The sequence below is a fragment of the Streptosporangium amethystogenes subsp. fukuiense genome (assembly GCF_042665875.1).
GTDB lineage: Bacteria > Actinomycetota > Actinomycetes > Streptosporangiales > Streptosporangiaceae > Streptosporangium > Streptosporangium fukuiense.
The window spans coordinates 6,133,739-6,146,530 of record NZ_JBHTEE010000001.1; the positions used below are offsets into that span (position 1 = coordinate 6,133,739).

Consider the following 12,792-nt stretch of genomic DNA (forward strand, 5'->3'; position numbering starts at 1 on the left):
CTCACCCCCACACGAACCGAAGGAGAACGCATGACGGTCCTCGTCGGCCAGATCGTCGACTCCGTGCTCGCACCCTCCGCGCAGAAGCAGGAGCCGTTGTGGAAACGCGAGCTCCGCGGGGAGATGGCGATCCTGCAGCCGTCGGTTCAGGAGCTGGTGTGGGCGTGGCTGAGCCGGCAGAGGTCGCCGCACACCGGCGCCGCCTACGGGCGCGACCTTCGGGAGTGGCTGGCGTTCTGCAACCAGTTCGACCTCGACCCTCTGACGGTGGATGTGGGCCACGGCGACGTGTACGCCCGCTCGCTCCAGGTTCGCGGCCTGTCCGCCCGGTCGGCTGCCCGCAAGCTCGCCGCGGTGTCGTCTTGGTACACCTACCTCGTTCGGCGGCGGGCGATCAGGGTGAACGAGTTCGCCGGCGCGAACCGGCCTGAGATTAACCGCAAGGAGTCGAAGACCGTCGGGCTGACGGAGACCGAAGCCGCGGCGTTGATTCGGGCCGCGATGAACGATCACGGGCCGCGTCGGTTGCGGACGGCGGCGATCATCGGGCTGTTGCTTTCGGTCGGTCCGCGGGTGGCTGAGGTGGTCGCGCTGGAGTTGGGGTCGCTTGGTTACGAGCGGGGCATGCGGACGGTGCGGATCGTCGGCAAGGGCGGCAAGATCCGCACCCGGCAGTTGCCGGCGGAAGCAGCCGATGTTGTGGACGCGTATCTCGTGGAGCGCGGCGACGCTCCAGGGCCGCTTTTCGTGACCGCGTCGGGTAAGGCGTTGTCTGCTCGTGATGTTGCGAGCCTCGTTCGACGGATCGCAATCCAAGCTGGGCTGTTTAAGCCGGAGAGGGTCACCCCGCACACGCTGCGGCACACCTTCGCCACTTTGGCCGAGGAGCGAGGTTCGTCCGTTCGTGAGATCCAAGACGCCCTTGGTCACGAGTCGACAGCTACGACTGAGATTTACCTTCACGCGCCGAAGCGGCTCGAAAGCGACCCTTCGGTGAAAGTTGCGAAGGTCTTGTGGTGAACCCACTCATAACGAGGATTATGCGGGTGCGGCAGCGATCTTGCAGCCGAGGGCCACCCAACCTTGTTCGACTGAAATGCTCACACTCGATATGCGATATTCACAGGACTCGCATACAAACATCTGTTAATACCATTCACGGAAGAGGATCCATGAACAAGAAGGAACTCGTCGAGAAGGCCGCCGCTGAGGCTGACGTCACCAACAAGATCGCGGGCGAGGTTCTCGCCGCGATCCTGTCCACCGTCCAGACCGCCATCGCGTCCGGCGACAAGGTCAGCCTCCCAGGGTTCGGTGCTTTTGAGATGGTGCACAAGCCGGCCCGTACCGCCCGCAACCCTGCGACGGGTGCCGAGATCCACGTCGCCGAGTCGTGGGGGCCGAAGTTCAAGCCGGGCTCGGAGTTCAAGGAGCTCGTCAACGCGGGCGGCAAGCGGGCCGCAGCGGCTTGACCCTGTACGGCTGGCGCCCCTGCCCTTCGGGGTGGGGGCGTCGTCGCGTCTGGGGTGCCAACAGAACCCCGTTCACCAGCCAACCCGGCGCCCAGGCCAACCGTCTCAATACCGCCCTGTCTCTCAACCACTGAAGGATCTACCGGTGCGCTCTCTCCCCCTGCCCCTGTCCGCTGTCGCGTTGGCCGTGGCCCTCGCCCCTGTCGCGCCAGCGCAGGCCGCGGCGCTGCCCGCGATCCAGATCGTGAAGATCTACTACAACTCGCCGGGTTCGCCGGACAACGGAGCAAATGCCAGCCTGAATGGCGAGTGGGCGCAGCTCAAGAACACCACCAGGCGGGCGATCAACCTCCGGGGTTGGACACTTCGCGACAAGACGAACCGACCGGATCACGTCTACCGGTTCGGCGCGTTCACCCTCGGAGCGGGAAAGACGGTCACCGTACGGACCGGCAAGGGCAGGGACACCGCCACCACCCGCTACTGGGGGCGGGCCGGAGGAACATTCGCCTACATCTGGAACCAGACCTCGGACACCGGGTACGTGCACAACCCGACGGGCAAGCTCGTCGACTCTTGCTCGTACAACAGCTCCCGGGTCGAGTGGGTCGACTGCCGGTAGCCGCACGGCCTGAAGGCCCCGCCCTGCCCCTGGGGCGGGGCTTCGTCGTGTCTGCCTGCGAACGATCAGCCTGGCCCGCGAGCATGGGCGGCATGGATCCTGCGCCGCGATCGCCGCACTGGCCCGTCTCGACGCCGATGCCGCCCGGGCCCGGTTGACGCTCGCTGCGGGTGGGAGTGAGGAGGATGCGGCGGCGATCATGCGGAGTGGCCTTGCCCCTCTCCGGACTCGGATCGCGAAATAATCTTTCGAAAATTCTCTCGACCGGCTAGCCGAAAAGTATGATCATGGCTAATATTATTAGCCATGATCATACAGGGATGGCTGGACCCCGAAACGGCGGCCCATCAGTTCATCGCCGCCTTCCCCGGCTTCCGAGAAGCCGTTGAAGCCGCAGCGACCCGCACCGCCGAGCAACTCGACGGCTCCGTCGCCACGCGGAAGCGCCAGAGGCAAGCCTTCGCCGACTTCTTCCGCTTCTACCTCGTCGACGAACTCACCTTCCGCGGCGTCCTTGCCTGCGACGGCGACGAGAAAGACACCGTAGAGATCAGGGCCGGTAACCGCAACGGACTCTCCCTGAAGTACCACTCTGTCCGCATCCGCTGCCTGCGTTCCAAGGACGGCAGGGCCCCCGGCGCCTCCTCACGCAAACGCGCCCGCGAGTACACCCAGCCCCTCTTCCCCATCGAGTTAAAGAGCCTGACCCTCCTGCTCTTATGGGAGATCACCGCCAAGGGTGTGGAGATGGAACTCGTCTACCCGAAGGCATCCGGTGAGAAGAGCAAGCACACGACCGTGCACTGGGCTGTACCCATTCCTCACCCCGCCGAGTCCCTTGACATGGTCGGCGTCGATGCTGGTGTAGTGGACATCGCAGCAGCTCAAGACCTGGACGAATACGTCCTGCTCAAGCAAGACGTCAAAGAAGAAGGCGGCGAATCGTCGTGATCTACGGCGCACGGGTTCGGCAAGCCCGCGAACTACGTGGCCTGACGCAAACCGGAACCGCACAGGGCGCCGGGCTCACTCAAGGCCGGATCGCTCAGATCGAACTCACCTCATCGGTGGACATCGGCGACGAGCACCTTGAACGCCTGGCACAGACACTCAAGGTGCCAGTCGCCTTCCTGCAGCGGCCTCCGGTCGACGATCTGGCCGAAGGGTCCATGCAGTTCCGGGCCCGCAAATCGCTGCCTGCGGGCGTGCTGCGGCGGGTGCGGCGCGAGGCCGAGATCACCCGCGAGATCGCCCGCCACATGCTGAGTCAAATTCAGGCACCGTCGCTACGAGTCCCGGATCTACGCGGCATGGACGACATCGAGGAGACTGCGCAACTCACCCGCTCAGCTCTGGGGCTACCTCCCCATGGGCCGGTGCCCCGCGTGCTGCACGCCCTGGAGCGCGCCGGGGTCATCGTGATCGCCTTGGAAACGTGGGTCGACGGCAAGCTGGATGCGTTCAGCACATGGGACGGCGCAGAACTGGACCTTCCGCTGGTTTCGATCGGCGAAGGATCATCCTGGGATCGGATCCGTTTCACCTCCAGTCATGAGCTGGGGCATTTGGTCATGCATCGAGCTCCAGGCGGTGATCTGAACGCGCTAGAGAAGGAAGCCGACCAGTTCGCCGGCGAGTTCCTGTTCCCTCGCGAGGATGCCAAGGAGGAGTTCTCCAAGACGGTGACGTTGAGCCGTCTTGCCCCACTGAAACTGAAATGGGGAATGTCGATCGCATCGTTGATCTTCCGCGCGTTCGAGGTGGGCGCGATTGACCAGAAGCAGAAGACCAGCCTGCAAGTGCAGCTGGGGGCCCGCGGTTGGCGGAAACAGGAGCCGGGGGCAGACGCCCGAGAGCCAGAGCGGCCAAGAGCCTTGCGGAAGATGATGGAACTGCTGTATGGGGATCCAGTTGACACCCGGCGGTTGGGTGAGGATTTCCCCTTATATGTCACTGAACTGAACCGGATGGTCGGTCGTTACGCGGACACACCGTCGCGGCAGATACAAAAACCGGCTTCAGCTCCTTCGGCAGATGCTTCACCTCCCGGCGTGCTGATGCAGTTCAGAGCACGCGCCTGATCTCGAACGCAGCCAAGCCCCCGCCTGGCGGGGGCTTTCTGCTGTCTATGCCGTCCTGTTATGGCGTGTAACCCGTGGGACGTGCGGGGCGTCTGAGAGGTGGCCCCGGCTCCGCGAGGGGGAGGCGGGGCCTCAGCGCAGCAGACTCGCGGCCAATGCGTCAGCCTCCGCGACGTGCGCGTCAGATCGGCACCCCTGCCATCCCTGACGTAGCTGCCGCAGCTCTCCGCGGACCCGCGCGGATACGACCCCCTCCAGGTCCTGGCGCAACCCCAGCACGGCGGCGGCGGCCCGCTCGGCATCCCCGGCCTGTAGGTGCGCCCCAGCGCACCTCAGACCAACCACGGCGCGGGTACGCCGCTCTGCCGGCCTGCGGGTCTGCATGGAGGCCGCGTAGTGCGTCGCCGCGGCGGCATGGTCGCCGAGCGCGGTGAGAGCGAGCCCTGTCTGGTGCTCCAGGGACTCGCGCCGGTAGTTGCCGACCAGCTCAGAGTCCGGCATCGAGTCGACGCGCTCCAGCTGCGCCTCTGTCTGGCGGAGCAGGGCCAGCGCATCCCACCGGTCCGCCACCCCGGCATGCGCTTCGGCCTGCATCCCGGTCACCCACGCCACCGTCCGGCCTGGGGCTCGGCCGCCGAGAGCAGATGCCGCGGCATCCGCCAAGGCGAGCGCCTCCCGGTTGTGGCCGAGCTCGCGCGCCTGCACCGCCATGGACCGCAGCGACGTGGCGCGCAGCACCCGGTCCCCCGCCTCGTCCGCGAGCCTTACCGTCTGCACGTAGTAGCGCAGCGCGAGCCCTTGGACGCCGGCGTCCATCGCCATGTACGCCGCGAGGTACGTCAGCTCCGCCGCGGCGCGAAACAGGTCCGGGCGGGCTCTGCCTGCGGTGCCGTGCAGTAGCGGGGCGACGTCATGCACGAGGTAGGCGGCGGCTGCTCGCCGGGCGTGTCCGCCGCCGTACAGGTCGTCGAGGTCGCCCATGTGGCGGGTCATGGCGCGGATGCGCTCCACGTCCCCGGCGCCGCCTCGACGCGCTGAGGCGCGGGCCGGGCCGACTGGTGGAGGGGCGGCGAGTCCCGCCAACGAGAAGGCTCCAGCGGTCAGCATGGTTCGGCGATCGAGCATGTCGTCCTCCCCGAGAACCCTGAGCCGGGCGACCACGTCCCCCTGCCACGGATCATCCGCCGCACCGGTCGACGAGGCAACGCCAGGCCAGCCGAGATCCGCGGTGGTCAGGTCCGGCCGGCGGAGTGCGCGGCGGAATGCCTCCACCGCAGCGCTTATACCCTCCGGGCGGGGGACTGTCCCGGTCAGCCAGTGGCCGACCGTCGATCGGTCGTAGTACAGCCTGGCGCCGTTCTCCGCGGCGACGGCGTTGATGTGCTGCGCGGTCGCGGCGTGGGTCCATCCTGCCTGGTCAATCGCTGCGGCCAAGGCCGTGTTGGCGATCGGATGCGCTCGTTTGGGGGCCATGCGGAGACCATTCACATCGGTTCACATCGCTGGGATCTCGACGATGGACCGCAACCAGAGGAACGTCAAGGAGTAGCAGCCCTTAACGCAGGGTTAGGGCTCCAACCGATTAGAGGACCCCATGACCGTCATCCTCGACCGGCCCGTCACCCCCCTCCGCCCCCTGATCCCCTGGGGCCTGAGCCGGAAAACCGACCCCCTCCCGGAGAGTGAGGCGCTGTACGACCACGTCACCCTCGACCCGGCCACCCAGATCACCACCTTCCGCGACGGCTCCGGCGTCATCGTCGACATGGGCAACAAGGTCACCGTCACCACGTCCAGGGGCGGCGGCTCGGACGGCTCAAGCGGCAGCTCGAACGTCGCCGACGACTCCAACAGCGACTAACAGCCGATGCAGCCCACACCCCGAACCGTGCTGGTCATCACCGCGGCAGAAGACGTCACCGCCAACCTGGTCATCGAAGCGTTGAACGCCCGCCAGGTCCAGGTCTGCCGGTTCGACCCGGCCGACCTCGGCACCAAGCTGACATTCCACGCCACCATCGGCGATGACCGCAAGGGGTGGGCTGGGCGGCTCCTCACACCGAGCCGTGACATCGCGCTGGAAGAGGTCGGGGCGGTGTACTACCGCCGCCCCACCTCCTACCTCTCGCGATTCGCCCACCTGCCCGCTGTGGAACAACAGTTCGCCGCCGTCGAGGCTCAGCATGGGCTCGGCGGCATCCTGCACAGCCTGTCCGGCGCGGTATACGTCAACCACCCTGCAGCGATCCGCCGCGCCGACTACAAGCCCGCCCAACTCCAAACAGCCACCCAACTCGGGCTGGCCATCCCCTGCACCCTGGTCACCAACGACGTGGAGCAGGCGCGGGCGTTCACCGAGCACGGCCCGATCATCTACAAGTCCTTCCGTGGCGTCCCCCCGGGTCCTGATGGCAGCCGGTCGGCGATCTGGACGCAGCAGGTCACCCCGGAGGAACTGGATGAGTCGGTGTCGGTGACCGCGCACCTGTTCCAGCAGGAGATTCCCAAGACCGCGGACGCCCGGGTGACCGTGATCGGGCAGCAGGTGTTCGCCTACCGGATCACCTCCCCTGACGGGGCGCTCGACTGGCGTAGCGGCGAATGGGAGCAGCTCACCCATGAGCCGATCGCGACGCCCGAGCCGATCAGGAGAGCGCTGCACGCCTACCTCGACCAGTTTGGGCTGATGTTCGGCTGTTTCGACTTCGCCCTCAACGCCACCGGCGGGCGACCCGAAACGTGGACCTTCGTCGAATGCAACCCCAACGGCCAGTGGGCCTGGTTACCTGATGCCGACGCGATGGCACACGCCTTCGCTGACCTGATCTTGGAGGGATGGTGATCGTGAGCGACACCGCCGCGAAATACCGCCAGGCGCTGGCGGACACCGTGGGATCCGCGGGCTGGCGTACCGCGCTGGAGCAGGTGCCGCGCGAGCTGTTCATCGGAGCCGCCGTCCTGTTGCGTAACCCGGACCGCGGGGACCTGTGGGCCGCCGTCCACCGCGCCGACATGAGCGAGGACGACTGGCTCGCCCTGGTGTACACCGACGAAACCTGGGTGACCCAGGTCGACGGGGTCCTGGCCGAGGACGCGGCCGGCGCGGTGACAGGTTCGCCCAGCTCGTCATCCACCACCCCGAGCCTGGTCGTGCGGATGCTGGAGGCCGCACAGATCAGCGACGGCGACAGGGTGCTGGAGATCGGCACCGGCACGGGCTACTCGACCTCGCTGATGTGCCAGCGGCTCGGCGACGCCTCGGTGACTTCCGTCGAGTACGACCCCGCCGTGGCCGAGCGAGCCCGCAAGGCCATCGCCGCCGCCGGATACGCGCCCACGCTGGTGGTAGGGGACGGCCTGCACGGGTATCCGGGCAACACCCCGTACGACCGGCTGATCGGTACCTGCTCGGTGCGGACCATCCCGCCAGCTTGGATGGACCAGGTAAGCGCCGGAGGAACCATCACCACCCCTATGTGGGGGTGGATGGGCGGGGTCGCGTTCGCGCATCTTCAGGTCACCGAGGACGGCTCAGCCAGTGGGCGATTTCTGTCCGATGACCTGTACTTCATGCGTGCCCGCTCCCACATGCCTCCGCCCCGTCCGCCGGTCAAGACGGGTATCGGAGACGCCCGAGAGTCCAGGATCGACCCGGCGATCCTCGACGAGGAGGCGGCCTTGTGGGTTGCCCAGCTCGCCGCGCCGGCCGCTCAGCGGGCCACTGTCGGCGACATGACAATCCTGCTGGATGTCGGCACCGGGTCGAGGGCCGACACCAGGCCGAACCCGGGCGGCGGCTGGACGGTGCACCAGCACGGCCCGTTGCGGCTGTGGGACGCGGTTGAGGACGCCATCCTGGTCTGGCAGGAGGCTGGGTCTCCGCACCAGTCAGCGTTCGGGCTCACCGTCACCGAGGATCGCCAGTACGTGTGGCTGGGTGAGCCGGACGGCCCGTCCTGGGACCTGCCTGCCTGACCCCAGACATGATGAGAGCGCCCCGCCGTCCGAAGACCGGCGGGGCGCTCTCATGTTCAGGATCGGGCTGCCTTCTCCAGCGCGTTCTTCGCCGTCTGGGTCCGGTTCGGCTTCGCCAGCGTGTACGGCTCTCCAGGAGGGCAGCGCGTTCGCGAGTTCTTCGCATTCGCGCATCACAGCGTCAAGGGCGCGCTGCGCGTCGAGCAGGTCGGCGGGAAAGTCGTAGTCGGCCATGTTCTCCCCCGGGGTGCGTGGTGCCGGAGAGATCCTACGAGGGGTGCCGCGAAGGGGGTGAAGTGCCCCGCCGAGCCTGGGACTCCCACTTTTGCATACCCCTCTCTATGCAAACCCCTCCCCGCGATGCATAGTGATGGCTATGCAGATCTACGTGAGGTTCGGCGACTGCCCCGAGGGCCGCTCCTACAACGACGACGCCGACACCTACGAGGCAGGCGTCTCGGTCTACAAGGCCATCCTCAACGACTGGGACGAGCTCAGCCTCATCCTCCCCAACGAGGAGTCCGCCGCCACCGTAGAGATGCTGCTGTGCGACCGCCCCGTCTACCGCGTCGAGGGCCGCCTCCTGGAGACGGTCGGCGGAGACGGAGAGCCTCTGATCGCCGATGCCGTCCTGACCCTCATGGAGGACGTGGACGGCACCCTGCTGCCCTACAGCATCGAGGAGAGCGCATGACCGACACCACCACCCAGGGCTACGAAGCCGATCCCGCCGACGTCGAGGCGCTCCTCGACACCGCGATCAGCGACGCCCTGGAGGAGCCCGACCCGCTCATCCGCTACACCCTCCTGACTAAGGACCTGGTCTTGTACGAGGCGCTCGTGGGCCGGATCGCCCAAGAGCGCTACCGGACAGTGGCGGTCATGTCGTCGCCTGGCGGCATGTCCTACGGGCAGATCGGCGAGGCCCTCGGCATGTCCCGCTCGCGCGCCCAACAGCTCGTGGAGCGCGGCCGAGCGCTACCCGAGCAGTAGCCGTACAACACGAAAGAGCGCCGCCACTCCCCTGCTGGGAAGTGGCGGCGCTCTCGTGTGTGCCCTACGGGGCAGGCGTCGTGCTCGGCGTGGGCGTCCCGGCCATGCTCGGCGAGGTCACCGGGGCACCACCCTGCTTACAGTTCCCGATCTTGAAGACGGCCGGGTCGGGGTCGACGTCGCCGCAGGTGTAGGTCTTGCCGCCGGGGATGCCGAGCGCCTTGAGGTCCAGGGTGAGGTACTTGAGCTCCGAAGCGTCCTGCCCGTCCTTGCCGTCGACGCCATCCTTGCCGTCCGCTCCGTCCTTGCCAGGGGCGCCGGGCTTGCCCGCCTCTCCCGGAGCGCCAGCCTTACCGGCGGGTCCCTGCGGGCCGGTCTTGCCGGTGTAGCCGCGGGGTCCGGCCGGGCCCGGGGCGCCGTCCTTGCCGTCCGTGCCGTTCTTGCCGTCGCGCCCGGCGGGTCCCTGCGGGCCAGCGGTGGCGATGCCCTGCTGGCCCTGGCCACCCCACGACAGGGGCTCCTCGGTGGTCCGGCACTTCGCGCTGGCGTTGACGATGCGGACGTAGCGGGTCTTCTTGTTGACACAGGAATACACCACGTCGCCGGGGGCCGTCTGTGCGGCGGAGGCGGTGGTGACGGTGGACAGGCCGACCGCGAGCACGGCGGTGGCAAGGATCGCAGCAGGCGTACGGAGACGCATGGTTACTCCAGAGGGGAGGAAGGGGAAGCCGTGGCGCGGCGGCACCAGCGTGGCAGAGATACACGGATTGGACCGCTCGAATGGGCATTTGTTGTCGCCATTCGCTTATGTCAGGATCTGAACATTTTGTGCGATATACGACTGAATCACTGGCCGTACTGTACAGAGGATCCGCCCTATTCTGCGTGGATCGTACAGTTGGAGGCAGACCCCCACCGGAGGAGCAGCCCATGCCCGAGCCCACCGAGTCAGCCGAACGCCCGGACATCAGAGCTCAGCAGCTTGCCCAAGCACGAGGATCGATACCTGAGAGCAGCGACTACCCCGAGGCGGTCGCGGACGCGTGGAACGACCTTCTCGACTGGGAAGACCTACCCGCTCCCAATCAGGCGGAGATCCGCGCACTGCTCCCGTGGATCGCTTCGCAGGAGTGGCCGCCCGAGATCGCGACCCCTGTGAAGCACCAGTTCAAGCGCCTTCCAAATGGAAGCATCGACAACTTCGCCCATGACGTCGAGACCGACTCCGGTGGGCACAACGGGCCGCGCTGCGAGGTGTGCGGGACCGTGTTCTGCCAGCACTGCGCCCCGGACCGGTACGAAGAGGAATGCCCGGGGGTGTGGGTCGAATGAGCGATGACGCTTTCTGGGCACTGGTGAACGTCGGCGTACTGGTGGCGACTCTTGCCGGGTACGCCGTGGTGCTCTCGTTGAACGCGAGAGCCAACCGACGCCAGTTCGAGCGGCTGACTCGCAGGTACGGGAGGCGCCCGTGATCTGGGACCGGACCTACGAGGTGATCAACGGCGTTCCGGCTGTCATCGACTATCAGCGGTTCGAGGTGTACTTCGCCTTCCCCTTGAAGGACCCGCTCCTCTTGGTCAGGTCCAAGCGGGGCGACTTTCGGCCGTGCTTCACGCTTCGCCTCTGGCCGCTCGTGATCCACTACGCGGGCAAAAGGCGAAGGAAGCCCGGCGAAACGACGAACGCCCCCTCGTCCGGAGACGAGGGGGCGAACAGGAGAGCCTCGGCTTAGCTGGCCGCACCGCCGAGACCCGGCAAGCATTATGGCAGCGGACGGAACTCCGCGCCTTTGCGCCGGTAGAAATCCGCAACCTGCCGCTCATCCTTGCCGATGCTCCACCTCGCGATCGGAGCAGCATCCACGACCCGCCCGTCTCGGACAGCGAGAGCGAGCGTCGCGTACGGGAGACTCACCCACACCCAGCGGATCACGCCTCTCCCTGCTTGATCAGCCACAGGCGGGCACGGTCACGAGCGTCGACCAGTTCCTCGATGGCCCACGCTAGGTCGAGCCATTCGGCGACGGCCCGCTCTTCTCGGTCGTCGGCCATCACCACCACATCCACTTCATGTTGCCTCGATGCCGTGTGGGCTCCGGCTCCTCAAGGCGTGCGAGCGTGAGCCGTACCCTCTGGCGGGCACGCTTCTCCTCGTACCGGGTGGCCTTACCGATCCCCGCGTAGGAGCCGCCGAAGGACAGCCAGTGCGTCCACTCGGGGCGGTCCTCACGCTGAATCCGGGCGGGCATCGTGTTGTCGGTGCGGGACATGCGGTGACCTTTCGGCCCCGCCAGACCTTCTGGCGCGGACCTAACAGTCCGCGCCGCTGAACCTGCCACTCGCCATGTCGCTCCAGTCCAGGATGTCGCCGCCTCGGGCGGTGTCGAAGAAGACCATGCCGCCTTCCCAGAGCCAGTGTCGGCCGCAGCCCGGCTGCGGGCTCACCGTGTACTCGAAGTCCATCGCGTCAACTCCCAGTCTGCTCCCAACATCTCCAAGTACTTGGAGTTGGGGCGACGTTTTCGCAGGTAGACGAAGGGCCGCTCTCCGTTGGCCCGTGACGGCACTACAGGAGAGCGGCCCTAAGGATCTGCCGGTTCTGGTCTGCCCGAGCCCACAGACAGTCACGTGCCCAGACCACGGTCCGGATGATCAACACCGAGGCGTAGCGGGAGCAGGATTTGAACCTGCGACCTCTGGGTTATGAGCCCAGCAAGCTACCGAGCTGCTCCATCCCGCCTTGTGGGTTCGACTACGGCTTACGCTTGCCGACCAGTCTCGAAGACTCGCGGGGCTTCTCGCTGTGGCCGAACCCATCTCAACTATCCCAGAGGGAAGAGGTGGCCTCCACCTCTTATCGCCGAGTTCTCCCCGCCAGTCCCGGAGGACGACGAGGAGCAAAACCCCGCTCAACGCGGAGCCGTCAGGCTACTCCTGCGGCGGCGCCGCCGGATACTCGGCGTCCAGCCCCTCCAGCCCGGCCACCCGAGCCTCCAGGGCGGACAGGTCCACCTCCGGGTGCTCCGCCTTGATGGCCTCGATGTCGGAGCGGAGACCGTCCGTCACGGTGCCCAGACGCTCGACCAGGGCGTTGATCTCATCCTGCTTAGCCATGATGATTCCTACCTTTCGGTGTAGACGAGACTGCCCCTGCTCGATGCGGGACAGCCGCTCTTGGATGTCTTCAAAGGCCGACGCGAGGTTGCGCAGGAGCCTCCAGAAGCGCACCCGCCTCACCCCCTAAACCGCGAGGTCGTACGCGCTCTTCGGCTTGCTGGTCTGCCGGATGAACACCGCGACCAGCAGACCAACGAACGTCATGATGCCCACGGTCTGCTCCGGTGTGGCTTCCCACCCGAACGTGACCGCGAGTGACAGCCCGGACTGGACGAAGCCGAGGATCGCCGCCTTGATGCTGCCGCCGTTATCCGTACTCTTCGTGGTGAACGCAACCCACACTCCAGCAGCGGCGAGCACCACGGCGTTGACGACCGCGACCTGAGCGTCCGTCCACGGCAGGATGAACGCGGCGGCGAGCTGCACGCCGGAAGCGACCAACGAAGCGATCAGTGCCGGTTCGCCGGTCAGCTCATTGTTCGTGTTGCTCATTGGCCCCTCCTTGGGGGTCGCCCGCCATCGCGGCGGGA

20 protein-coding genes and 1 tRNA gene are annotated in these 12,792 nt (G+C 66.8%); 13 read left to right on the plus strand and 8 right to left on the minus strand.

All coding sequences use genetic code 11. The features are described 5' to 3' along the window. Positions 1 to 30: 30 nt before the first annotated feature. From ACFQVD_RS26280 to ACFQVD_RS26300, 5 genes are all read left to right on the plus strand, one after another. A complete protein-coding gene (locus ACFQVD_RS26280) occupies positions 31 to 1,020 on the plus strand; it encodes a tyrosine-type recombinase/integrase (RefSeq protein ID WP_343982155.1) in 990 nt (329 codons plus the stop codon). A gap of 152 nt (positions 1,021 to 1,172) precedes the next feature. Further along, positions 1,173 to 1,472: an HU family DNA-binding protein gene (locus ACFQVD_RS26285; protein ID WP_343982152.1), complete on the plus strand. Its 300-nt coding sequence runs from the start codon at positions 1,173 to 1,175 to the stop codon at positions 1,470 to 1,472. Between the two features lie 145 nt (positions 1,473 to 1,617). Continuing rightward, entirely contained in the window at positions 1,618 to 2,094 is a 477-nt protein-coding gene (locus tag ACFQVD_RS26290; RefSeq protein ID WP_343982149.1) for a lamin tail domain-containing protein, read from the plus strand. Between the two features lie 306 nt (positions 2,095 to 2,400). Next, a complete protein-coding gene (locus ACFQVD_RS26295) occupies positions 2,401 to 3,045 on the plus strand; it encodes a hypothetical protein (RefSeq protein WP_343982146.1) in 645 nt (214 codons plus the stop codon). Further along, complete coding sequence (locus tag ACFQVD_RS26300) at positions 3,042 to 4,175, plus strand: helix-turn-helix domain-containing protein (protein WP_343982143.1); 1,134 nt, start codon at positions 3,042 to 3,044, stop codon at positions 4,173 to 4,175. The genes ACFQVD_RS26295 and ACFQVD_RS26300 overlap by 4 nt, the downstream gene beginning before the upstream one ends. Before the next feature lie 132 nt (positions 4,176 to 4,307). Here the strand turns inward: ACFQVD_RS26300 and ACFQVD_RS26305 are convergent, their stop codons facing one another. Then, positions 4,308 to 5,648 carry a hypothetical protein gene (locus tag ACFQVD_RS26305; protein ID WP_343982139.1) on the minus strand — a complete coding sequence of 447 codons (1,341 nt, stop codon included), beginning with the start codon at positions 5,646 to 5,648 and terminating at the stop codon, positions 4,308 to 4,310. Between the two features lie 121 nt (positions 5,649 to 5,769). Here ACFQVD_RS26305 and tgmA point away from each other — a divergent pair, with 121 nt between their 5' ends. From tgmA to ACFQVD_RS26330, 5 genes are all read left to right on the plus strand, one after another. Continuing rightward, positions 5,770 to 6,036 (plus strand): putative ATP-grasp-modified RiPP, encoded by a 267-nt coding sequence (gene tgmA / locus ACFQVD_RS26310; RefSeq protein ID WP_343982136.1) that lies wholly within the window; start codon positions 5,770 to 5,772, stop codon positions 6,034 to 6,036. A 6-nt stretch (positions 6,037 to 6,042) separates the two neighbouring features. Next, positions 6,043 to 7,017 carry an ATP-grasp ribosomal peptide maturase gene (tgmB, locus tag ACFQVD_RS26315; protein WP_343982133.1) on the plus strand — a complete coding sequence of 325 codons (975 nt, stop codon included), beginning with the start codon at positions 6,043 to 6,045 and terminating at the stop codon, positions 7,015 to 7,017. 2 nt (positions 7,018 to 7,019) lie between these two features. Next, positions 7,020 to 8,150, plus strand: a complete 1,131-nt coding sequence (tgmC, locus tag ACFQVD_RS26320) for an ATP-grasp peptide maturase system methyltransferase (protein ID WP_343982130.1) — start codon at positions 7,020 to 7,022, stop codon at positions 8,148 to 8,150. 376 nt (positions 8,151 to 8,526) lie between these two features. Further along, entirely contained in the window at positions 8,527 to 8,844 is a 318-nt protein-coding gene (locus ACFQVD_RS26325) for a hypothetical protein (protein ID WP_343982128.1), read from the plus strand. Beyond that, positions 8,841 to 9,143 carry a hypothetical protein gene (locus tag ACFQVD_RS26330; protein WP_343982124.1) on the plus strand — a complete coding sequence of 101 codons (303 nt, stop codon included), beginning with the start codon at positions 8,841 to 8,843 and terminating at the stop codon, positions 9,141 to 9,143. The genes ACFQVD_RS26325 and ACFQVD_RS26330 overlap by 4 nt, the downstream gene beginning before the upstream one ends. Before the next feature lie 64 nt (positions 9,144 to 9,207). On the opposite strand, the gene ACFQVD_RS26335 is transcribed toward ACFQVD_RS26330, so the two are convergent. Next, positions 9,208 to 9,843, minus strand: coding sequence for a hypothetical protein (locus ACFQVD_RS26335; protein ID WP_343982121.1), 636 nt, complete (start codon positions 9,841 to 9,843; stop codon positions 9,208 to 9,210). Between the two features lie 230 nt (positions 9,844 to 10,073). Between ACFQVD_RS26335 and ACFQVD_RS26340 the strand changes: the two genes are divergently transcribed. The 3 genes from ACFQVD_RS26340 to ACFQVD_RS26350 are packed head-to-tail and all read left to right on the plus strand — an operon-like array spanning position 10,074 to position 10,878. Beyond that, complete coding sequence (locus ACFQVD_RS26340; RefSeq protein WP_343982118.1) at positions 10,074 to 10,475, plus strand: hypothetical protein; 402 nt, start codon at positions 10,074 to 10,076, stop codon at positions 10,473 to 10,475. Beyond that, the gene (locus ACFQVD_RS26345; protein ID WP_343982114.1) at positions 10,472 to 10,618 is read left to right on the plus strand and encodes a hypothetical protein; all 147 of its coding nucleotides are present in this window, start codon (positions 10,472 to 10,474) and stop codon (positions 10,616 to 10,618) included. Before ACFQVD_RS26340 ends, ACFQVD_RS26345 begins: the two co-directional genes overlap by 4 nt. Then, on the plus strand, positions 10,615 to 10,878 hold the full coding sequence (locus ACFQVD_RS26350; RefSeq protein WP_343982111.1) for a hypothetical protein: 264 nt from the start codon (positions 10,615 to 10,617) through the stop codon (positions 10,876 to 10,878). Before ACFQVD_RS26345 ends, ACFQVD_RS26350 begins: the two co-directional genes overlap by 4 nt. Before the next feature lie 196 nt (positions 10,879 to 11,074). Here the strand turns inward: ACFQVD_RS26350 and ACFQVD_RS26355 are convergent, their stop codons facing one another. The 6 genes from ACFQVD_RS26355 to ACFQVD_RS26380 form a co-directional block, all read right to left on the minus strand. Next, positions 11,075 to 11,197, minus strand: a complete 123-nt coding sequence (locus tag ACFQVD_RS26355) for a hypothetical protein (protein WP_343982109.1) — start codon at positions 11,195 to 11,197, stop codon at positions 11,075 to 11,077. Then, positions 11,197 to 11,415: a hypothetical protein gene (locus ACFQVD_RS26360; protein WP_343982106.1), complete on the minus strand. Its 219-nt coding sequence runs from the start codon at positions 11,413 to 11,415 to the stop codon at positions 11,197 to 11,199. Before ACFQVD_RS26360 ends, ACFQVD_RS26355 begins: the two co-directional genes overlap by 1 nt. 40 nt (positions 11,416 to 11,455) lie before the next feature. Then, positions 11,456 to 11,608, minus strand: coding sequence for a hypothetical protein (locus ACFQVD_RS26365; RefSeq protein ID WP_343982103.1), 153 nt, complete (start codon positions 11,606 to 11,608; stop codon positions 11,456 to 11,458). Positions 11,609 to 11,811: 203 nt separating this feature from the next. Beyond that, positions 11,812 to 11,885 (minus strand) — tRNA-Met (locus tag ACFQVD_RS26370). 188 nt (positions 11,886 to 12,073) lie between these two features. Continuing rightward, entirely contained in the window at positions 12,074 to 12,259 is a 186-nt protein-coding gene (locus ACFQVD_RS26375) for a hypothetical protein (RefSeq protein WP_343982100.1), read from the minus strand. Positions 12,260 to 12,385: 126 nt separating this feature from the next. Continuing rightward, entirely contained in the window at positions 12,386 to 12,754 is a 369-nt protein-coding gene (locus ACFQVD_RS26380) for a hypothetical protein (protein WP_343982096.1), read from the minus strand. Positions 12,755 to 12,792 lie beyond the last annotated feature (38 nt).